Consider the following 22,478-nt stretch of genomic DNA (forward strand, 5'->3'; position numbering starts at 1 on the left):
TCTGAATAGATGAGAATAGCCATTCCTATTCATCTAGTAATGCAAACATCAAAAGAAGCCTCATTTCGAGGCTTCTTGTTTTATAAAAACAATCCAACTAAAGCCGTAATGATTCCGTAGATAAACATAGGTACGGCAGTTTTCTGCATGATAAATCCTTCTTGACGACGCACTCCGGAAACGGATGAGGCCGCAATGATATTGTTGACACAGGTCATATTCCCCATGGCTCCACCAACTGACTGCATGGCCAAAATGCTAGTCATATTCAGACCCGTTTGCGTGGCGATGGATTGTTGAACGCCTCCAAAAATGAGATTGGAAATTGTCGCAGAACCCGAGAAGAAGGCACCAATGGCACCTAGATAGGAAGCGAAGAGACCCCAATATGGACCAGTTGCTGCTGCCAAGGACATGCCGATAATGGATACCATAGACTGTTCACCATTAAGTAGCATGAATTTTACCATGGTCACACCACCTAGAAGGGCAATGAAGGGTTCCGACACTTGTTTGGCGGTTTGCCCAATCATCTTCCATACTTGACCTTTCATACTCGGATAGAGGCTGGATAGGGTCAACACAATGAGGAAGAAAGGAATGAATGCTGGCGCGTAAAGCAATTCATAAGATTCTGTCGAGCTAGTACCAAATACATTGGCTAATGTGAATTTCAAAGCCTTTGTAATTTCTAGCTTAGCAAAGCCAATATCTGTACTTAAAAGCAGGGCATCCGTTCTCATCAGGCCTTTAATCCCTAGCTGAGGAACACGGGTTATCACCAGTATCAAAACCAAGCAAATCAAGGGAAGAGTAGCCATAAAGAGTTCTTTAGCTGTTACTTGTTCCACAAAATTTTTCTTGTTTTCGACCGAATTTAAGCCAATCTGTTTTTTGGCTAACCAGATTGAAATAAGAAAACCGATTGCTCCTCCCAAAAGAGATGGGAATTCATAGTTGATAGTGGCCAAAAGGGTCATGGGCAGGGCGCAAGCAAAGACTGTCAAATAAATATAGAGGAGATTGGCCTTGATTTGTGACCAAGAAAAGACATAACGAAGGGCAATCAAGGGAATGAGCAAGCCTGCGGTTAAATGAATTAGAGCTGCCTTTAAGCCTAGCTCTCCAATCTGCTGACCGGTCAAACCTAAAGAACCAAATCCAAACCAAGTCGGCGTACCGACAGCACCAAAAGATACAGGAATCGAATTAAAAATCAATACTGCTAGCACAACCTTGATGGGTTCAAATCCCAAAGCAATCAAGATGGGGGCTGCAATTGCTGCGGGAGTTCCAAAACCAGATGCCCCTTCAATCATGAAGGCGAATGCATAACCGATAATCATCATCTGAGCAACAGGATTGGGCGTCAAACTAGACATCCATCTGTTGATGATAGCTTGGTTTCCTGTTTTTCGTTGAAAGTTATTAAATAGCACTGCTCCCATAATCACTGTTATCGGCGTTAGGGTAGCCCAAAAACCTGTGACCAAGCCTGAATTTAACAAGGCAAAATCCGTCTTAAAATACACCAACAAAATCAAATAAACCAAGCCTGCAATCGCTGGCAAGGCATAACTGGCTGCCAAACGCATCTTGATCATCAAAAATATCAAGAGAACAATTGGAAAAACACTCAATAAAATATCCATAACATTTTTCATTTCCTTATTTTTTAGCTATTGCTTTAGAGTTCTGTCTAAACACAGCTTCTCTTATTATAACCTAAGCCTAGCCAAAAATACGATCGTTTGCTCTCCTGATGAAAGAAAATTCATTTTTTCTTCATTCTTCGATAAGTTTTCCGTACAAAAACAGTATATTGACAAGTTTTTATCGATATGCTATACTAAAACAAATGTAGCAAGCGAGGTAAGGAGAAATGGACAATAAGAAGTAAACTCAAACTAAGTTCTATGCTTATTTAGTAGTTTTCTTGCGTCCATTTTTCTGTTTCTCTGTTCCATGAATAGGGTCTTTTTGAGCAGATTTCGACACACTACTAAATAGGTAGTGTGTTTTTTATTGTAAAGGAGGCCTTATGCTACTAAGCACTCAACATTTATCTCTCGACCATCAAAAAGATTTAAGGACCTTGGTTCAGGACCTAAACCTCATTGTCAACCCTGGCGATAAAATAGCCATCATCGGGGAAGAAGGAAATGGCAAATCCAGTCTACTACTCACCTTGATGGATGCAGCTCTTGTCACAGACTACCTACTTCTATCAGGCAATATTCAACGAAATTTTTGCTCACCAGTCTATATTCCCCAAAGTCTTCCACTGGAAATAGCAGAGCTAACCTTGAACGACTACTTCTTTGGAGATATGGACAGTGATATTGATTACGGTCTACTCTACCTCTATGCTGACCAGCTCCAGTTTGACAGCGAGCGATTCGCCAGTCAACAATTGATTGGAAGCCTGTCAGGTGGAGAAAAGCTAAAAATTCAGTTAATCAAATCTCTAGCAACTCCATCTGATATTATTTTTCTGGATGAGCCGTCCAATGACTTGGATTTAGATACCTTACTTTGGCTTGAAAACTATATCATCACGAGCCCAAAGACCATCCTATTTGTTTCCCACGATGAAGACTTTCTTAGCAGAACAGCTACAAAAATCATTCACCTAGAATCTGTTAAGAAGAAAACACTTGCTCAAACCAAGGTTGAAGAACTGGACTACCAGGATTACGCATTGAAGCGCCATCAAGCTTATCAGAAGCAGGTCCAGCAAGCTCGGAATGATAAAAAAGAATTTGACAAGGCTATGAACAAGCACCTACGTCAAAAATCACAGGTTCGTCATACCTTGCTCAACACCCATGATGCCACACTAGGACGGCTCATAGCCAAGAAAATGAAAAATGTTCTCTCACGTGAAAAACGCTATGAAAAAATGAGGGAAAACCTCACACAAGTTCCTTTTCATGAAGATGCCATTTCCCTCTTCTTCTCAGACATTTCACCACTAGCAGCTAGAAAGCAAGTACTCCACTTAGAAAACTTTCAATTAAAGGTTGACGAACGACAATTAGTTAGCAATATCCATTTCAACATAAATGGACAAGAGAAAATTGGCATCATAGGACAAAATGGAGTTGGTAAATCCAGTTTTCTAAAGCTAATCTATCAAGAACTCAGGCAACGAGCAGATATAAACTTGGGATACATGCCCCAGCGCTATTCAGAAGTCCTTGATGAGTCTAAAACTCCACTTAATTTTTTATTAGAAAACGGCAATCGTGAGCAGGAACAACTAATCTTGACACATCTAGCCAGTCTTCAGTTTACACGCCAAGAAGTTCATCACAGGATCTGTGAACTTTCAGGGGGACAAAAAGCCAAGTTACTCTTGTTAAAAATGGTTCTTGAACAAGCCAATTTTCTCTTATTAGATGAACCCAGTCGAAACTTCTCTCCGACTTCTCAGCCATATATTCGTCAACTATTTGCCGATTATCCAGGTGGCTTAGTATGCGTATCACACGACAGACGCTTTTTGAAAGAAGTTTGTCAAAGAATCTATCGACTAACTGAGAATGGACTGGAAGAATTAGAGCATCTAGTATAAAATAGTCATTTGAATTAGCTTTGATACATCGCCACTTTCGGCTTGCAGTACTCTACGGAAGTGACTTGCTTCGCATGTCTTATTTCAAACCTCGAACAGCCTCTAGGCTGTTCTAACTACCTGCACCTCAGTTCCTTTTCTGAAAGCTCTTCATTCGACTATGAAAAAAGGAAATTGGGCTATCCAATTTCCTTTTCTAATGATATTTCAGATGTATTCGCCTTACAGCTTATAGTTTATCGAGAGCAAGTTGCAAATCCTCAATTAAATCATTGACATTTTCTAGTCCGATAGAAAGACGGATTTGATTTGGTGTCACACCTGCTGCAATTTGGTCTGCTGGTGCTAATTGAGCGTGGGTGGTTGTAGCTGGATGAACTACCAATGATTTAGCATCTGCAACGTTTGCTAGATTAGAAAAGATTTCTAAACTATCAATAACCTTACGCGCCTCTTCCGCTCCGCCTTTTACTTGGAAAGAGAAAATAGATCCAACACCTTTAGGCAGGTATTTATCCGCCAAAGCCTTATAAGGACTATCTGGAAGTGATGGATAATTGACCGACTCAACATTAGGGTGATTGAGTAAGAAATCTACAATTTTTTCAGCATTAGATACATGACGCTCTACTCGGAGAGACAAGGTTTCTAACCCTTGCAAAAGCAAGAAGGCGTTGAATGGAGAAAGGGCAGCACCTGTATCACGAAGTAATTGTACACGAACTGCTACAATAAATGCAGCTGCACCAATATCACGAGTATAACTAATGTTATGATAGCTTGGATCTTCTTCAACAAATTGCGGAAACTTACCAGATGACGCCCAGTCAAATTGGCCGCTATCGACAATCACACCACCAATGGTCGTCCCATGGCCACCGATAAACTTGGTTGCAGAATGAACTGCGATATCAACACCATGAGAAAATACATTAATCAAATATGGAGTTGCGAAGGTATTATCAGATACTAGCGGAATGTGGTGGTTGTGTGCAATTTCTGCCAACTTTTCAAGATCAGGAATATTGATAACAGGATTTCCCAAGGTTTCAATAAATATCAGTTTTGTATTATCTTTAATGGTAGCTTCTACTGCTTCAAAGTCATCAATATCTACAAAGCTTGTTGTAATACCATAGCGAGGAAGGGTTTCTTTGAATAGGTTAAAAGTCCCACCATAGAGTGTCGTTGCCGCCACAATGTGATCACCAGCATGTGCTAGCGCTAGAATAGTGTAGGTGATAGCTGCCATCCCTGAAGAAGTCGCTAAAGCACCGATTCCTCCTTCTAAAGCTGCTACACGATTCTCAAAAGTAGCAACTGTAGGGTTGGTGATACGAGTATAGATATTGCCTAGTTTACGTAAAGCAAATAAGTCCTCTGCTTCTTGTGCATCATCAAAAACATAAGAAGTAGTTTGGTAAATTGGTACAGCACGTGATTTTGAAGCAGGATCAACCTCTTGTCCTGCATGCAATTGAAGGGTTTCAAACAAAAATTCTCTAGTCATAGTGATAGCTCCTTTAGGCTTTTTCTGTATTCTACCTTATTTTTTCCATCTTGACTAATACTTTTTCTATGCAAAAAGGTATAGTTATTAGCTATATCTGTTACCACTTAAGAATAACTTTTGTCTGATAAATAGAAATAACACTCTATATTACCACCAACTGCTTTAAGATGATACCAACCGCTATAAAACTTACATTCGTTCGCGCAACTTTTCAACGAAGAGATAGGCTGCTGGGCAGATAAGAGTATTTTTTATTGTTAGATTGTTGATTTGGTATATCTTCTTCCGATCAGTATGTGGAAATTCTCGGCAGGCCTTAGGACGAGCATCATAGATGCTACAGAGATTATCACCTCCAAGGAAGGGACAGGGCATGGATTGAAAAACCTTATCGCCATCCTCATCCACGCGCAAATACATATCCTCAAAAACAGGTAATTTCATGCGCAAATGTTTAGCAATTCGAGTAATGTCAGCTTCTGTAAAAAGCGGTCCCAAGGTCTTGCAGCAATTGGCACACTCTGTGCAGTCAATTTCCGAAAAAACTTCCGCATGGATATCTTGAACAATTCTGTCCAGATTTTTTGGTGCTTTCTTCTTGAGGTTGGCTAGAAATTTTCGATGTTCTCCCTGTTTCTGCTGGGCTAGTTGCTTGTATTTTTCGATATCTACAGTCATAAACTCTCCTTTTCGACCTCTATTATACCACAAACAAACTTTTCAGCTCTGCTATTTTTCAAAAGGCTTATGGGGCGAAAATCCTGCGGGAAACTTCAGCCACGGGCAGACCGATGATGGTATGAATATCCCCAGAAATGCTCGCCACAAAGCGTGGATCCAGCTCTTGAATACCGTAGGCCCCTGCCTTATCGAGTGGCTGTTTTTCATGAATATAAGCTTGGATGTCTTCCTCAAGGGCTGGATAATAGTCAACAAAATCAATCTGTGCAACCGTATAAAAAACATCTAACGACTGAGAACTTCGAAGACAAACAGAGGTCACTACATAATGGCTCTTGCCAAAATAGGAATGAAGCATGGATTCCGCCTCATCCAAATCCCGAGGTTTGTTGAAAATCTGTCCGTCTGCCACCACAATCGTATCAGCCGATATGTATAAATGTCCTGGTTCTAGTTCCATATCCGACTTAGCCTTGGAAATTTCACAGCATGTTTTTGCTGCTCGGGTAAGAAAATCATCAGTAGAAAATTCTTTCATAAAGTGTTCTTCTATGGCACGCTCATCCACTTCGACTGATGCGATTTGTGGTTGTAAAAATCCTAATAATTGTTTACGACGTGGGGAGTTGCTAAGTAGAATGTAAGAACTAATCTGCTCACGACTCCCTTCTTTTTGATAGTTAAATACAGTTTGCATATTTCCTCCAGTCAAAAACAGAGTCCTAAGACTCTGTTAAAGAAATCATATTAGTTTACTTTACGACGTCGAACAGACACTGCAAGTCCAGCAAGACCAAGGCCAAATAGACTAAGTGCTAGGCTTGATTGGTCACCGGTATTTGGCAGGCTAACTGCTGAGCGAGTAGCTGTTTTAGAAGTAGCAACTGGAGTACTGCTAGACAAGGCTGGTTTAACAGCTGGTTTAGCAACAGGTGCTTGATGTCCTTCTGTCACAGGTGTCTGTGTTTGACCACCAGTTTGTGCATCTTTTTGTGTAGATGGAGCCGTTGGGTTATCCACTGGTTTAACAAGTGTTTCTGGATTTGACTTAGCATCGGTTGGGTCAGTTTCTGCCAATACTTCAATATAGTCTGGGTAGTTATCACCATCTGTATCTAAAGTTGAGTTCACAGAAACTAAACGAGAGTTTGGATTCACTTCCTCATATACTGACAAATCAGCTGTTTTTAGGTAGTCTGCGAATACACTATCCATTGAAGGACCTTCTTCACGGGCTCCACCAAGCATAGTGTAGCCATCACCACCAGCTGCTAAGAAATCATTGGTTGCTAGGTAATAGGTTTTAGCAGGATCCAACTCTTCGTAGAGGCCTGTTTCTGGATTGAGAATACCAATCAAGAGAACACGTTGATCGGCTGGTAGGGTTGTATCATAGAATACTTGGGCACCTGAGATGTGCAAGAAACCACCACTTGCTTCCAAGAGTGGAAGTCCATTTTCATCCAATACAGGAGCGCCTGTTTCCTTATCAGCCTGCAAGGTTGCAGATAAGGACTTGGCAAACATATCTGCAATCTGTTGACCAGTTACAGTAATTTGAGAAATGATGTTACCGAATGGCAAGACAGCAATAATATCACCTTTTGTGACAGGCTGGTCTTTAGCAATGGTTGCACGAATACCACCGCCGTTTGTCACAGCAAGGCTAGTTTTATTAGAGAAACCTGTTTGACCATAAGCGTAAATGGCATCTGTCACCGCATTCCCCAAGTTTGTTTCACGGACACGGACGTTTGAACGTTCACCGTTCAATTCAACTGGATTGTTGGCAATAACAACTTGTGCATTTTCAGCTTCGTACTTGGCTTTGATTTCAGCCACAAGCGCCTCAATTTTTGCATTTGGTGTCACATTCTTAGCATCGGCAGCAGAAATCAGACCTGCTTCAGCTAGCAACTGATTTGATTTCAAGGTTACCTTACCAATGTTGTTCAAGTATGAACCTGTTTGGTTGTAGGTAACATTATTTCCATAGGTTGTTGACTCAACTGTATGAGAATGTCCGTCGATAACAATAACACGTTTACCAGCCAACTTGCTATTTTCAGAAAGGGCTTGAGCCAGTGTTGAACCTCTCCATTCAACAGGAGTTGTTGTATCGACACCCAAGTGAGCAAGGATGATATAGTTGTTATAAACTCGGTTATCAGCTAAGGCACGTGCTTCTACTTCGTCAATGACCTTGTTTACCTCAGTGATTGGATCCGCAAAAGTAACGCCTTCAACGTTTTTAGGGTGTGTCTTCGTAGCTGTTTCAGGTGTTGTCACTCCGATCACGACAAACTCATCACCAACTACAGTTGGAGTTTTATCAACAATGGTTGAAGCTTCAAAAACACGAACTCCATCAACATAAGTATTGGCACTTAAAAGTGGGAAATTCAAGGTTTCTTTGTACTTGATAGCCTGTTCCATACCAAAGTCAAATTCATGGTTACCAACAGCCATAGCATCGTATCCAACCTCATTCATGATATTGGCACGATCTTCACCCTTGGTCGAGTTAGAAATTGGCAAACCTTGGAAGGCATCGCCAGCGTCTACAACGATGGTATTTTCAACTTTTGAACGTTCTTCTTCAATGACTGCCGCAGCCTTAGCGTCACCGATGACATTCTTTTCTTCAAGAATGCGACCGTGTACATCATTAGTATGAATAATGACTGCTTCTACAGTTTCTTCTAAAGCAGTTGGAGCTGATGTTGTTTCAGAAGCAGTAGTTTCTGCTACAGTCGCATCTTGTACTGTTGAAGTTGTTGTCTCTGTTGTTGGAGTCGTTTCAGCAGCTTGAACCTGTTGAGCCAAGACGAATGGTGCTAACAAGAGCGTAGACATAACTGGCAATAAGAAATCTTTCTTTTTCATAAATTGACCTTTCTTGTACTAAATTTACAAGTCTATTATACACTTATTTAATAAAAATAGAAACATTAAAATCGCTTACACATAACTTTCGTTCAGAAAAAGCGAATTAGTTACCCAATCCGCTTACTTCTTATTTCTCAAAAACAATCTTGCCATCCGATATTGTAAAACGAACCTTGCCCTTCAATCGATCACCAACAAATGGAGAATTAGCTGATTTGGAAGCAAAATCTGCTGTGACCAAACGGTCTGCGTTTGGGTCAAAAATGACCAAGTCGGCAGGTCCATTTTCTGCAAGATAACCAGCATCAAGACCATAGAGCTTGGCAGAGTTAATGGTCATTTTCTCAAGTAATTGCATGAGACTTAGGTGCCCATCTTCTACCAAGTGAGTTAGACCGAGTGAAAGCGATGTTTCTAAACCTGTCATTCCTGACGGTGCTTGAGTGACGTCCTCTACATTTTTCTCATCAGCATGATGAGGAGCATGGTCTGTTGCAATGACGGTAATGACGCCTGATTTCAAACCTTCTATCACTGCCAACCGATCGCTTTCTAAACGTAGGGGCGGGTTCATCTTTGCATTGGCACCTTTGGTCAAAAGTAAGTCCTCAGTCCGTGAAAAATGTTGTGGTGCTACTTCTGCTGTTACCTTGGCTCCAAGACCTTGAGCAAATTCTACAACCTTGACTGACTCGGCTTTAGACAAGTGCTGGATATGGACACGCGCCCCCGTTTCATAGGCAATCATGACATCACGCGCAACCATGCTATATTCAGCCACACCAGTCGCACCACAAACATGAAAATGTTTTTCAGCTACTTGCTCGTTCAGTCCCAAGACACCATTCAGGTCAGGGTCTTCTTCATGCAGACTGATGAGGCAGTCGTGAGCTTTGGCTAATTTCATAGCCTTTCTCACCACGCCAGCATTTGTCAAAGGAATACCGTCGTCCGAAAAGGCCACCGCTCCCGCCTCTAGCAAAGCAGGAAAATCAGTCAGGTTTTGCCCATCGAATTGATTGGTGATGGTTGCCACGCTATAAATGTGGATGGCTTCTTTTTTGGCAGACTCTAATACTTCTTTAAGAGTTTCGACAGTCGAAATCGTCGGATTGGTGTTGGCCATCATGACCACAGAGGTAAAGCCTCCAGCCGCCGCTGCCAATGCTCCGGTATGGATATCTTCCTTGTGGGTCTGACCTGGCTCACGGAAATGCACATGTACATCGACTAAACCCGGCGCAACCACCAGGTCTGTCGCATCAATGACTTGCTCAACATTGTCAGAAATCACATCAGCAATCTTGACGATTTTCTTGCCATCAATCAAGATATCGCATACTTTATCTAGACCAGAGAGAGGATCTACGACACGACCATTTTTTATTAGTAACATTTACAATCTCCTTTTGTAGCCAACTTCATCTAACGTAGCCAGTCAATTTCTGAACTTCCCTTTGAACCTAAATAGGCATTTGCCTGTGAGAAGGGCTTACTTCCGAAAAATCCTCGGTAGGCTGAAAGAGGACTTGGATGAGCAGATTCGATAACCAGATGGTTGGGATTAGTAATTAAGGTCTTTTTCTTGCGAGCATAAGCTCCCCAAAGAATATAGACAACAGGCTGGTCTAAGCTATTGACAACCTTAATAACAGCATCTGTAAAAGGCTCCCAGATTTGCCCTGCATGCCCATTGGCCTGGCCAGCTGGAACAGTCAAACAAGCATTGAGCAAAAGAACCCCCTCTTCCGCCCATGCTGTCAAATCATGGTCCTGCTTCACCCCGATATCATCCGACAATTCCTTTAGAATATTTTGGAGCGATGGCGGAGCTGGTACCGAGTTTGGCACAGAGAAGGACAAGCCCTGAGCTTGACCAGGTCCGTGATAAGGATCCTGTCCCAAAATAACCACCTTGACCTTTTCCAATTCCGTCGTCTGAATAGCCGTAAATACCTTCTCACGAGGCGGGTAAACTGTCCCACTTGCATAAACTTGGTCCAAAAACTGATTGATTTTGCCGAAATAATGTTCGGGCAACTGTTCCTTAATCAATTCATGCCAGACTGAATGTTCCATACACAACTCCTAGTTAGAACTTTTTTCTTTGACAATATACACTGGGCGTTTCTTGGTTTCCAAGAAAACTTTTGCCAAATATTTACCAAGAATACCGATAGTCATCAATTGCAAACCACCTAAAAATAGGATGATACAAATAGTCGACGGCCAGCCAATTGTAGGATCTCCGAACACCAAGGTTTTAACCACTACAATCACCATCATGACCAAGGACAACAAGAAGGTGAAAAATCCTGTATAGGAAGCAATATTAAGCGGTGTATCTGAAAAATTGATAATCCCTTCAATCGAGTAGGAAAGTAATTTCCAGAATGACCAACTTGTTTGACCAGCCACGCGCTCAACATTCTTGTATGGAAGATACTCAGTTTCAAAACCTACCCAGGCAAAAATTCCCTTTGAAAAGCGATTGTATTCAGAAACTGACAAAATGGCATCCACCATGTGGCGACGCATAAGACGAAAATCACGCGCACCATCTACTACCTCGACCTGGCTAATCTTATTCATCAATTTATAAAATAATTTTGCAAAAAAGCTACGAATTGGTGGCTCGCCATCTCGACTGACACGACGGGTTCCCACACAGTCCAAGTCTGCATTAGCTTCAAGCATGGCCTTCATCTCTATCAACATCTCAGGCGGATCCTGTAAATCAACATCCATAACGGTCACTAAGTCGCCTGTAGCGGCCTGCAAGCCTGCGTAGAGGGCAGCTTCCTTTCCAAAATTTCTTGAAAATGATAGGTAGCGAACAGCTTGGTCTTGACCAGACAACTGACGCAAGGCTTTTAAAGTGCCATCCTTGGAACCATCATTAACAAAAATATATTCAAATTTTTCCCCCATTTCCTTACGAACCTTTTCCATAGCCTCGTAAAAATAGGGAATTGCCTCTTCTTCATTAAAACAAGGCACGATAACTGAAATCATGTATTTCTCCTCATACGGTCAATTTGTATGTCAAACATACTTAGAAACCATTATACCATTTTAGAAGATAAGTTCCCAGAAATCGTGCGTTGAACATGACTACTTAATCTTCTAACCAAGTCGCTGGGTTTTGGCGGAATTTCTTGAGCAAGGTCAAGCCATCAGCGTTGATATAGCCCTGTACTTTTGCGACCTTGATGAGTTCAGAGTAATTGCTGAGCGTTACCAATTTGACGCCAGCATTATCAAAATTACGCTCTGCTTTTGGTAACTCGTAAGTGAAAATGGCCACCACACCGATAACATCTGCTCCTTCACGCTCAGCCGCTGCTACGGCATCCAGTACAGAACCACCTGTTGAAATCAAATCTTCGATGACCACCATTTTTTGTCCCTTGACAATGCGACCTTCTAACTGATTGCCAACCCCATGTTCTTTTGGTTTGCTACGAATATAGGCAAAGGGCAAATTCATACGGTCTGCAATGATAGCCCCGTGTGGGATACCTGCTGTCGCAGTCCCTGCAATAACTTCGACTTCTGGAAATTCTTCTTCGATACGCTGAACAAAGCCATCTTCAATCAAGTTCCGTGTTTCAGGATAAGAAAGGGTAATGCGGTTGTCTGTATAAATCGGAGATTTGATACCTGATGCCCATGTAAATGGCTTTTCTGGACGCAGATGAACTGCCTTAATATCCAATAAGTGTGAAGCGATTTCTGTTGCTAATGTCATAATAGACCTCCTTCTAAATGCGTACTATTCCAACATGACCATCCCGCCGAATAGCCAGTCACTCCTAAAGTATTGGTTCAATCTATGAACCCTACAAAAACTATATTTATCCCTGTTGAATTCTTACAGACTTCTCCTAGTCCACCATTTCAATCCATGAATCAAAATACTGTTCAATGAAATTGATTTTCTCTTTTATTTCTGTCACGGTAAGTTTTTCATCAAGACCTGTCAGAACCCATTTATCCTCAACATCATCTCTTCGATGGATAATCGCGACCAATTTCCCCTCGAAGGATGTCAAGGGCTGCCGAACAGCTTTGGAAATGATATAAGCATCTTGCTCTTCACCATCTCCAGCCAATTGATTTGGAACATAGCCGTAATTGATGGGGTACAGGTTGCCAAATTTATCAATATACCCTATAGGTCTATCAATTAGAACCTGATAAACCTTATTCACGATTCCACTCTTCCTTAATAGCCAAATAGGCCTGGTAAGGATGGTCAACTCTTGTAATAGGACGACCAACCACGATATAGTCACTACCGATGCGTGCCACCTCAGTTGGTGTCATCACTCGTTTTTGATCACCTACATCGCCACCAGCTGGCCGAATCCCTGGTGTCAAGCAGACAAATTCAGAACTCGTAGCACCTTTAATCAACGCCACTTCATGGGCAGAACAAACGACTCCGTCAAGACCAGCTTGTGCCGCCTTTTGAGCATAGTGAACAACCGCATCCTGCAAACTGGTCTGGATATTTTGGTCGCTTCGCATTTGCTCTTCGGAAGTAGAGGTCAGCTGAGTGACTGCGATTAAGACAGCATCCGCCCCCAATCCCCTTCGTGCTGCCCGCATCATTTCCACTCCGCCAGCTGCATGGACATTGGTCATATCCACACCCAACTTTGCCAACACCCTCATAGCAGACTCGACGGTATTTGGAATGTCGTGCAATTTTAAATCTAGGAAAATACTGTGTCCGCAGTCTTTTAGATAAGAAATAATGCTTGGACCTTCCGCATAGTAGAGTTCCATTCCCACTTTCACATAAAGCTTTTCCTGAGTTGGAAACTCGTTTAGCAAAGCTTCCACCTCTTTTCTTCCTGCAAAATCCAAGGCGATAATTGGACGTTTCTCTTTCATAAATTCCTTTCCAAATCGACACAAAAACCCTGCCAGATTGGACAGGGAGGTAGACGAAATCAGCCTGAAAATCAACTTTCAAGCTATATTATGCTACCTTTTTAGCCTCTCTGGACTTGGTTAAAGGACGATGTTACTCTAATAATACTATTTTATTTTATCTTTGTCAACGCTTACTCAAGCTTTCTCTTACTTCTTGGCGTAATTTTTCTAGGGTGTCAATCCCATAAACATCCATGCGTTCGGGTAAATCCTTGATAATGGTTGGACAGGCAAATGGGTCTGTAAAGTTGGCAGTGCCAACCCCAATGGCTGAAGCTCCTGCAATCATCATCTCTAAAGCCTTGTCAGCCGAATCCACACCCCCCATGCCAATGATCGGAAGCTTGGTCATTTGTGCCACCTGACGAATGAGTTTAAGGGCAACTGGAAAGACCGCTGGACCCGACATACCACCTGTCCCATTTGCAATGATTGGCTGGCGTGTTTTGAGATTAAATCGCATACCAACCAAGGTGTTTATCATGGTCAAGCCAGTCGCTCCAGCATCCTCTGCAGCCTTGGCCAAGAGGGTGATGTCTGCCACACTCGGTGTCAGCTTAACGTAAACAGGTACAGATGAAGCTTCTACAGCTGCTTTTACAGCTTGGTAAGCCAATTCAGGCACCTGACCAATCAGCAATCCATTGTTGCCATGGTCCACATTTGGACAGGAAATATTTAGTTCGATGGCTTTTACATTTGGAGCTTGTGAAATTTTCCCTGACACATAGGCATATTCTTCATTGGAAAAACCTGCCACATTGGCAATAATTGGCAAGTCTGGGAAATGTTGCTCTAACCAGGGTAGTTTTTCGGATAAGACCGCCTCAACACCCGGATTTTGAAGTCCAATGGCATTGAGCATACCTGCCGGCGTTTCAGCTACACGGGGAGTCGCATTGCCATAACGAGGATACCGAGTAGTAGCCTTAATCATAATGGAGCCAAGCTGGTTGAGGTCATAATAGTCCGCATACTCCTGACCAAAACCGAAGCAACCAGATGCTGGAATGATTGGATTTTTCAAGTCCAAGCCTGGCAAGGATATCGCTAATCGTTTCTTCATCTCAACCTCCTATAACATCAGACTGCCGGTTGCAAAGACAGGACCTTCTTTGCAGACACGCTTATTCTCATGTTCTTGTCCCTGCTTTGGTTTGACAACACAGGCATAGCAAGCTCCCATTCCGCAAGCCATGCGCGCCTCAAGGGAGATGTAGGCATGAGGATGATCTTGAAAGCGTTGATCAACATAGTTCATCATAGCAGGTGCTCCACAGGAATAAATGGCTGCATAGCCGTCTGTTAACTGTTCAACCACACTTGCAACCGTTCCTTTTTGTCCGTAGGAACCGTTATCCGTTGTGACATAGACCTGACCGAATTGAGCTAATTCTTCTTCTAAAATGACTGCCTCTTTTGTGGCGAAGCCAATGACTGACGTGACATTGACACCACGGAGCGCAGCCTGTTTTGCTACCTCGACCAAGGGAGGAACACCGATGCCCCCTCCAATAATGAGAATATGGTCACCTGCTTTAAGAAAGTCCACTTCAAACCCTTTCCCAAGCGGTCCCATGACATCTAAATGTTGTCCGACAGTCATCTTAGAAAAGACTTCCGTCCCCTGACCTTCCACTCGATAAATAATCCTACATTGAGAGTTGCCCTTATCAATCTCAGAAATAGAAATTGGTCTTCTCAAAAGCATGGAATCATCAGGAACACGAAGATGGATAAACTGCCCCATCTTCATATCCTGAACCATCTCACCCTGCAAGGTCATAGCAAAAATACGTGGGGCAAGTTGGACTTGGTCAACCAGTATCATCTGTTCTTTTAAAATCATCTTTTCTCCTATTCTATGCAAATGCAGAAAACAAGAAAGTCGATATAAGAGAAAAACCTTGCTGGCTAGCAAGGTTACACGAAAAGAAGGCAGTATCTGCCCTATTTATCACGTTCCCTTCTTCGCCTCTCTGGACTCAGTTAAAGGATATATTTTCAGCATTATACATTTTTTAGAATTATTTGTCAAATCATGATACAATAGAGATATGAGAATTCAACAATTATACTATATTATTAAAATCGCAGAAACTGGCAGTATGAATGAGGCTGCCAAACAACTCTTCATCACCCAGCCCAGTCTTTCCAATGCCGTCCGCGATTTGGAAAAGGAACTTAGCATCAAGATCTTCTTCCGCAATTCCAAGGGGATTACCTTGACCAAGGATGGTATTGAATTTCTTTCCTACGCCCGCCAGATCGTCGAACAGACTGAACTCCTCGAGGATCGTTATAAAAATCCAAATGCTAAACGCCAACTCTTCAGTGTATCCTCCCAACACTATGCCTTTGTAGTCAATGCCTTTGTATCCCTCTTAAAAGATACGGACTTGGAAGATTATGAACTCTTTCTAAGGGAAACACGGACCTGGGAAATCATCGATGACGTCAAGAATTTTCGCTCAGAAATCGGCGTCCTTTTCCTCAACCATTTCAACCGAGATGTTTTGCTAAAGCTCTTGGACGACAATCGTCTATCCTACACCCACCTCTTTACTGCTAAGCCCCACGTTTTCGTCAGCAAGACAAATCCACTGGCACAGAAGAAATCGATAACTTTGGACGAATTAGCTGATTTCCCTTATCTTAGCTACGAGCAAGGTATCCACAACTCTTTCTATTTTGCTGAAGAAATATTGGCACAAGAGCACCACAAGAAATCAATTGTCGTTTCTGACCGTGCCACCCTTTTTAATCTACTGATTGGTCTAGATGGCTATACCATTGCAACCGGTATCCTCAATTCTAATCTCAATGGAGATAACATTGTTTCAATTCCTTTAGAATTTGATGATAAAATCGAATTGGTCTATATCCAACATGAAAAAGCTATGCTATCAGACATGGGCGAAAAATTTATCAACCACCTTCTGGAAGAAGTTAAATTTGGCAAGAAGTAAATACAGATTTATATAGACAAACTCCAAATAATATGTTATAATATATTCATGAAAGCTTTTGAAAAGAAATTTGAAATATTTCAATTTCTGCATGGGAAACGCTTTCATTTTTTTTATATCTATGTTATAATTTGCTTATAATATATATTAAGGAGTGGTTAGATGGCTCAAAATAAAATGTTAGCTATGATTCTTGCTGGTGGACGTGGAACACGTCTAGAAGGTTTGACCAAGAAAGTCGCTAAACCTGCGGTCGCATTTGGAGGAAAATATCGTATTATCGATTTCCCTCTCAGTAACTGTGCCAACTCAGGTATCGATATTGTCGGAGTTTTAACCCAGTACGAACCTGTCCTCTTGAACTCTTACGTTGCTCAATCACAACGTTGGGGCTTGGATGTGCAAGGTTCTGGTGTCTTTGTCCTTCCCCCAAGTGAGAAGATTGAAGGCTTTGGTCTGTACAAAGGTACTGCTGACGCTATCACCCAAAACATTGACTTTATTGATTTGAACGATCCTGAATATGTCTTGATCTTGTCAGGTGACCACATCTACAAGATGAACTATGACAAGCTCCTTGACACCCACATTCAGAAAAAAGCAGATGCAACCATCGCTGTTATCGAAGTGCCAATCAAAGAGGCTTCTCGCTTTGGTATCATGAATACTGACGAAGACTATCGTATTGAGGAATTCGAAGAAAAACCTGCAAATCCTAAGAGCAACTTGGCATCCATGGGTATCTATATCTTCACTTGGAAGACCTTGAAAAAGTATCTCCAAGAGGATGATAAATCTGAAACATCTTCACACGACTTTGGTCATGACATCATTCCTAAATACTTGGAAGACGGTCGTACCCTTATCGCCCATCCATTCCGTGGCTATTGGAAGGACGTTGGTACCGTTAACAGTCTTTGGGAATCAAACATGGACTTGATTGACCACGCTGGTGACTTGGATCTTTCAGACCGTTCATGGAGAATTTACTCAGAAGACAAGGGCTCTCCAGCTCAAGTAATCGGTGCTACCGCAACTGTTAAGTCAGCCTACATTGACAAAGGGGCTATCATTGACGGCTATGTAGAACACTCTGTCATTTCAACTGATGTTCAGGTTCATAAAGAATCTGTTGTGAAAAACTCCGTCCTTCTTCCTGGTGCTATCATCGGTGAGGGAGTTGAGCTAGACTATGTCATCGTTGCTGAAAACATTAAGATTGCGGATGGAACGAAGCTCTCTGGTGACGCTGATAATATCCTCTTGATTGATAAGAATGTAACCAAGTAAGAAAGGATTGCTATGTTAAGAAACACTCTAGGAATTGTAAATATTGAAGGAAACAATGTACACTTTGGTGACGTAATGGAACATCGTGGCGTACAAGCCTTTGGTTTTTTGGGACGCTATCGACTAATTGACTTCGTTCTATCAAATATGTCAAACTCAGGTATTACAGAGTTCCAAGTTTATATGCCTGTTCGTATGCGCTCAACTATCCAGCACGTTGGTACAGGTAAACACTACAACATCAACAGTAAACGCGGTTCTCTTCGCCTACTCAACAGTGTAACAGACCCAAACTCTGTTTACCAACATGATATCAATGCATTTTCTGATAACCTTCATTTCATTGAAAACTCAACCAAAGAACATGTTTTGATTGCTCCTTCTTACTTCATCTACAGCCAAGATTTTACCAACGTCATGGAAGAACATGAGAAAACAGGTGCAGACATTACGGTTCTCTACAAGAATATTACCGATGCAAAAGAAAACTTCATCGGTTGCCAAACCTTAAAATTTGATGATAACAAGCGTGTAGTGGCCTTTGAAGAAAACCATGGTAAATATAAAAACCGTCCTGTTTCATTAGAAGCCTACATCATGAAACGTACAACCTTTATCGAGTTGATCAAACGTGCCAACAAAGTTTCATCACTCTACTGGTTGAAAGATATTCTTCGTGATACAGTAGATCAATACAAAATCATGGGCTATGCACACCGTGACTTTGTCGCTTGTATCAATAATGTTGAATCTTATTTCAAAACTCAGATTGATTTGATTGACCGTGATACTCGTAAACTACTTTTCAAGAATGACTGGCCAATTCATACGCAAACAAGTGATTCTTCTCCTACTCTTTATGGTCCTTTAGCAGAAGTCAAACGCAGTTTGATTGCCAATGGTGCTAATATCAATGGTCAAGTAGAGAACTCCGTGATTGACCGCGATGTGATTATTGAAGAAGGTGTTGTTGTCAAGAACTCAATCATTCTCAATGGTGTAACTATCAAGAACGGTACTACCATTGAAAATGCCATCATTGACAAGTCGACAAAGATTGTTCATTCTACAGATATCAAGGGTAGTGAATCAAATCCTGCCTACATCAAAGCACATCAAATTATCTAGGAGACCTCATGACAAGAAAATCTGTTCTTTTTGTAGCATCTGAAGGACTTCCATTCATCAAGACTGGTGGTTTAGCCGATGTAATCGGTTCCTTACCTAAAGAATTGGTAAAGCAGGGGTTGGATGTCCGAGTGGTACTTCCACTGTATAAGAAAATTGCTATCAATAACCATGCTGATTTTGATTATGTATCTAGTTTTGATGTTCGTGCTGGTGATATTCAGTCCATGGCCAATGTCTACTCCCAAGTGATTGATGGAGTAACCTTCTACTTTATTGAACATCGTGATTTCTTTGAGCGCGATGAATTGTATGGATACGACGATGATGCCATGCGCTTTGGTTATTTCCAACATGCTACTTGTCGTCTACTAGAAGCTCTCAACTACTTCCCAGATGTCATTCATACACATGACTGGCATACTGCTGCGCTTCCATTCCTCTGCCGTACTTTCTACAGCTACCGTGAGGAATTCCGTGCCATCAAACATGTCTTCACCATTCATAACCTAGCATTCCAAGGGATTTTCAATAAGCAAGCCCTCTGGTCAGCTCTGGGAATGGATTACAGCTATTACCTAGACGGCATTGCTCGTTTCCATGACGAGTGCATTTCATTTATGAAATTGGGTATCTTGTATGCTGACAAGGTGACAACTGTTTCAGATACCTATGCACGTGAAATTTTAACCGAGGAATTCGGCGAAAACATGCAGCACGTTCTCGAACTTCGCAAACATGATTTGGTTGGTATTGTCAATGGTATAGACTACGATAGTTGGGATAGTCAAACAGACCACTATCTTGTGAAAAACTACGACCTCCAAACTATTGCAGATAAAAAAGCTAATAAATTAGCTTTGCAAGCTCAGTTTGGACTTCCACAGGACGAACATGTCCTGATGATTGGTATCGTATCTCGTTTGACCTGGCAGAAAGGCTTCTACCTCTTGACTGAGGTACTCAGCCATCTACTTCAAGCCCACGTTCAATTTGTTATCTTGGGCAATGGCGAAGCAGATGTTGAAAACGCGTTTAACCATTTCAAGCATGCCTATCCAGAGAAATTTGCCTTCTACCGTGGCTATAATGAACCACTTGCCCACCAAATTTATGCAGCAAGTGACCTCTTCCTCATGCCATCTATGTTTGAACCATGTGGTATCAGCCAGTTAATTTCTATGCACTATGGAACACTACCATTGGTTCGTGAAACAGGTGGTTTGGTAGATACGGTGACACCTTATCATATCGACAGCAAAGAAGGTACTGGCTTTACATTTGGTGGTCGTGATGCCTACAATATGCGACAAGTCTATGATTTGGCACTTCAGACCTACTATGACCGTCCAGAAGACTGGTATTCTATGGTGAAACAAGCTATGGAACGTGATTTCAGCTGGACTGCTTCTGCTGAGAAATACATCTGGCTCTACCGTGAAATTAGTGGCTAGGTGAGATTTGACAACAAACGGAAGGGGAGTGCGACCAAGGTCCACTCCTTTTCAACAAGGAGATTGCTATGACAGAATTTACTGATTTGGATTTATACTATATGAATTCCGGTGAGCACACCACACTATACGAGAAAATGGGGGCTCATTTAATAAAGGAGCGCAATAAAATCCTTGGCACCCAATTCCGTGTCTATGCTCCAAATGCAAGAGAAGTTTTCTTGGTTGGAAACTTTAACGACTGGCAACGTAGCCATCCAATGCAATGGGAAATTGATGGTGTTTTTCAACTCTATGTAGAAGGTTTAAAATCACTTGAAGATTATAAGTACCTCATTATAACCCACGATGGACGTGAAATTTACAAGGCTGACCCTTATGCATTTTTCAGCCAAGTGCGTCCAAACACTGCGTCTACAACCTACAACTCTCGTTATAAGTTTAAAGACGATGTCTGGATGTATCATCGTGTCAACTATGACTTTAAGGAGCAGCCTGTTTCTATCTACGAAGTTCACCTTGGTTCTTGGAAGCAAAAATTTGCTAATAAAAACGAAGGCGGTGCACCACTTGAGGCCTTCAATAGTTACAAAGAAATTACACCGCTTCTCATTGAGCATGTCAAAGAGAATAACTATACCCATATCGAACTGTTACCAATTACTGAGCATCCTCTAGATGCTTCTTGGGGATATCAGGTTACCGGTTATTACAGCCCAACTAGTCGCTATGGTAAGCCAGATGAACTTAAATATCTGGTTGATCAATGTCACCAGGCTGGCATTGGTGTCATTCTTGACTGGGTCCCACTACATTTCTGTAAAGATGCCCATGGTCTCTATCAGTTTGACGGTAGTTGGTTATACGAATATCCGAATGAGCACGACCGCGAAAATCACCAGTGGGGTACCGCAAACTTTGATTTGGGTAAAGGTTTGACACGTTCGTTCCTTCTCTCAAACCTAAAATATTGGTTGGAATACTTCCACTTTGATGGGATCCGAGTTGACGCTCTGTCCTACCTTCTCTACTGGCGTGGTGAAACGGAAGATGACAAGATTAACCATGGAGCGATAGATTTTATCAAACGTGTCAACGCCATGGTTCACACCGACTATAAGGGCGTCATGATGATTGCGGAAGATTCGTCAAGTTTCCCTAAAGTAACCCATCCTCTAGAAGAAGGTGGTATCGGTTTTGATATGAAATGGGATTTGGGTTGGATGAATGACACGCTCAAGTTTGTAGAACGTCCGTCTGTCTATCGTAAATACCATTCAAATGAAATTACTTTCGGTATGTACTACAACCAAAATGAGCAATTCCTCTTGCCCTTATCTCATGACGAGGTTGTCCATGGAAAACTCTCTATCATTGATAAAATGAATGGGGAATATGAAGACAAGTTCCACTTGGCCCGTGTCTATTACAGCTTCTATTTTGCCCATCCTGGTAAAAAATTGCTCTTTATGGGTAATGAATGGGGCCACATCCGTGAATGGCATGAGTACACCGAAATGGATTGGAATTTACTAACTTATCCAACTCACTCTAGTTTCTACCAGATGATGAATACCTTGTCTACTTTCTATCGTGAGCACGATGCTTTTTGGAAGTATGATTACCAGGCCTATGACAAAGGATTCCAGTGGGTCAAAATTGACAGCGAAGCTAGTCTATATGCCTTTTCACGCATGAGTGATGACCAAGAAATCTTGACCATTCATAATTTTAACGACCAAGAATTGTTCGATGTCCACTTGGATTTGCCTAATAATAGCGAATACAAACTCGTCTTTTCATCCAATGCCATTCCAATGGAAACATTCAGCCTCTTTCCTAATGAAAATGGGGCTACAATAACCGTTCCACGATTGACTAGTCTGTATTTAGAGCGGGTGAAATAAGAACATGTAAAGAATGAAGTTCAAAAACTTCATTCTTCAGATTGCAGACAAACATCGTTTTGGTGTTTGTCTTTTTTACTGTTTTTAGAGAAAAATGGCTGTTTTAATGCTGAAACCACCCCATCT

The 22,478-nt window shown here is 41.8% G+C and carries 19 protein-coding genes; 6 read left to right on the forward strand and 13 right to left on the reverse strand.

Going from position 1 to position 22,478, the window contains the following annotated elements; genetic code table 11:
- Positions 1 to 80: 80 nt before the first annotated feature.
- Entirely contained in the window at positions 81 to 1,664 is a 1,584-nt protein-coding gene (locus RFK25_RS07395) for an L-lactate permease (protein ID WP_332412682.1), read from the reverse strand.
- A gap of 377 nt (positions 1,665 to 2,041) precedes the next feature.
- Between RFK25_RS07395 and RFK25_RS07400 the strand changes: the two genes are divergently transcribed.
- Positions 2,042 to 3,577 carry an ATP-binding cassette domain-containing protein gene (locus tag RFK25_RS07400; RefSeq protein ID WP_332412684.1) on the forward strand — a complete coding sequence of 512 codons (1,536 nt, stop codon included), beginning with the start codon at positions 2,042 to 2,044 and terminating at the stop codon, positions 3,575 to 3,577.
- Between the two features lie 229 nt (positions 3,578 to 3,806).
- On the opposite strand, the gene RFK25_RS07405 is transcribed toward RFK25_RS07400, so the two are convergent.
- From RFK25_RS07405 to RFK25_RS07460, 12 genes are all read right to left on the reverse strand, one after another.
- Positions 3,807 to 5,087 (reverse strand): O-acetylhomoserine aminocarboxypropyltransferase/cysteine synthase family protein, encoded by a 1,281-nt coding sequence (locus RFK25_RS07405; RefSeq protein WP_332412686.1) that lies wholly within the window; start codon positions 5,085 to 5,087, stop codon positions 3,807 to 3,809.
- Between the two features lie 192 nt (positions 5,088 to 5,279).
- The gene (locus tag RFK25_RS07410; protein WP_105124893.1) at positions 5,280 to 5,768 is read right to left on the reverse strand and encodes a YkgJ family cysteine cluster protein; all 489 of its coding nucleotides are present in this window, start codon (positions 5,766 to 5,768) and stop codon (positions 5,280 to 5,282) included.
- A gap of 67 nt (positions 5,769 to 5,835) precedes the next feature.
- The gene (locus RFK25_RS07415) at positions 5,836 to 6,468 is read right to left on the reverse strand and encodes a Maf family protein (protein ID WP_332412687.1); all 633 of its coding nucleotides are present in this window, start codon (positions 6,466 to 6,468) and stop codon (positions 5,836 to 5,838) included.
- Between the two features lie 50 nt (positions 6,469 to 6,518).
- Positions 6,519 to 8,657 carry a cell surface ecto-5'-nucleotidase Nt5e gene (gene nt5e / locus RFK25_RS07420; protein ID WP_332412688.1) on the reverse strand — a complete coding sequence of 713 codons (2,139 nt, stop codon included), beginning with the start codon at positions 8,655 to 8,657 and terminating at the stop codon, positions 6,519 to 6,521.
- Between the two features lie 130 nt (positions 8,658 to 8,787).
- Positions 8,788 to 10,056: a dihydroorotase gene (locus RFK25_RS07425; protein WP_332412689.1), complete on the reverse strand. Its 1,269-nt coding sequence runs from the start codon at positions 10,054 to 10,056 to the stop codon at positions 8,788 to 8,790.
- 29 nt (positions 10,057 to 10,085) lie between these two features.
- A complete protein-coding gene (locus RFK25_RS07430) occupies positions 10,086 to 10,739 on the reverse strand; it encodes a uracil-DNA glycosylase (RefSeq protein ID WP_332412690.1) in 654 nt (217 codons plus the stop codon).
- A gap of 9 nt (positions 10,740 to 10,748) precedes the next feature.
- A complete protein-coding gene (locus RFK25_RS07435) occupies positions 10,749 to 11,675 on the reverse strand; it encodes a glycosyltransferase family 2 protein (RefSeq protein WP_332412692.1) in 927 nt (308 codons plus the stop codon).
- A gap of 103 nt (positions 11,676 to 11,778) precedes the next feature.
- On the reverse strand, positions 11,779 to 12,411 hold the full coding sequence (pyrE, locus tag RFK25_RS07440) for an orotate phosphoribosyltransferase (protein ID WP_105124899.1): 633 nt from the start codon (positions 12,409 to 12,411) through the stop codon (positions 11,779 to 11,781).
- A gap of 136 nt (positions 12,412 to 12,547) precedes the next feature.
- Positions 12,548 to 12,874 carry an inorganic diphosphatase gene (locus tag RFK25_RS07445; RefSeq protein ID WP_332412695.1) on the reverse strand — a complete coding sequence of 109 codons (327 nt, stop codon included), beginning with the start codon at positions 12,872 to 12,874 and terminating at the stop codon, positions 12,548 to 12,550.
- The gene (gene pyrF, locus RFK25_RS07450; RefSeq protein ID WP_332412696.1) at positions 12,867 to 13,562 is read right to left on the reverse strand and encodes an orotidine-5'-phosphate decarboxylase; all 696 of its coding nucleotides are present in this window, start codon (positions 13,560 to 13,562) and stop codon (positions 12,867 to 12,869) included. The genes RFK25_RS07445 and pyrF overlap by 8 nt, the downstream gene beginning before the upstream one ends.
- A gap of 166 nt (positions 13,563 to 13,728) precedes the next feature.
- Positions 13,729 to 14,670: a dihydroorotate dehydrogenase gene (locus RFK25_RS07455; protein ID WP_332412697.1), complete on the reverse strand. Its 942-nt coding sequence runs from the start codon at positions 14,668 to 14,670 to the stop codon at positions 13,729 to 13,731.
- Positions 14,671 to 14,679: 9 nt separating this feature from the next.
- Positions 14,680 to 15,453, reverse strand: coding sequence for a dihydroorotate dehydrogenase electron transfer subunit (locus RFK25_RS07460; protein ID WP_332412698.1), 774 nt, complete (start codon positions 15,451 to 15,453; stop codon positions 14,680 to 14,682).
- 208 nt (positions 15,454 to 15,661) lie between these two features.
- On the opposite strand from RFK25_RS07460, the gene RFK25_RS07465 reads away from it, so the two are divergent.
- From RFK25_RS07465 to glgB, 5 genes are all read left to right on the forward strand, one after another.
- On the forward strand, positions 15,662 to 16,573 hold the full coding sequence (locus RFK25_RS07465; protein WP_172029342.1) for a LysR family transcriptional regulator: 912 nt from the start codon (positions 15,662 to 15,664) through the stop codon (positions 16,571 to 16,573).
- A gap of 162 nt (positions 16,574 to 16,735) precedes the next feature.
- Positions 16,736 to 17,863, forward strand: coding sequence for a glucose-1-phosphate adenylyltransferase (locus RFK25_RS07470; RefSeq protein ID WP_332412700.1), 1,128 nt, complete (start codon positions 16,736 to 16,738; stop codon positions 17,861 to 17,863).
- A gap of 12 nt (positions 17,864 to 17,875) precedes the next feature.
- Entirely contained in the window at positions 17,876 to 18,991 is a 1,116-nt protein-coding gene (gene glgD, locus RFK25_RS07475; RefSeq protein ID WP_332412702.1) for a glucose-1-phosphate adenylyltransferase subunit GlgD, read from the forward strand.
- An 8-nt stretch (positions 18,992 to 18,999) separates the two neighbouring features.
- The gene (gene glgA, locus RFK25_RS07480; RefSeq protein ID WP_332412703.1) at positions 19,000 to 20,445 is read left to right on the forward strand and encodes a glycogen synthase GlgA; all 1,446 of its coding nucleotides are present in this window, start codon (positions 19,000 to 19,002) and stop codon (positions 20,443 to 20,445) included.
- Between the two features lie 68 nt (positions 20,446 to 20,513).
- Positions 20,514 to 22,352 carry a 1,4-alpha-glucan branching protein GlgB gene (gene glgB, locus RFK25_RS07485; protein WP_332412705.1) on the forward strand — a complete coding sequence of 613 codons (1,839 nt, stop codon included), beginning with the start codon at positions 20,514 to 20,516 and terminating at the stop codon, positions 22,350 to 22,352.
- Positions 22,353 to 22,478: the final 126 nt, after the last annotated feature.

This window comes from Streptococcus sp. SS-4456 (assembly GCF_036680365.1).
Taxonomy (GTDB): Bacteria; Bacillota; Bacilli; order Lactobacillales; family Streptococcaceae; genus Streptococcus.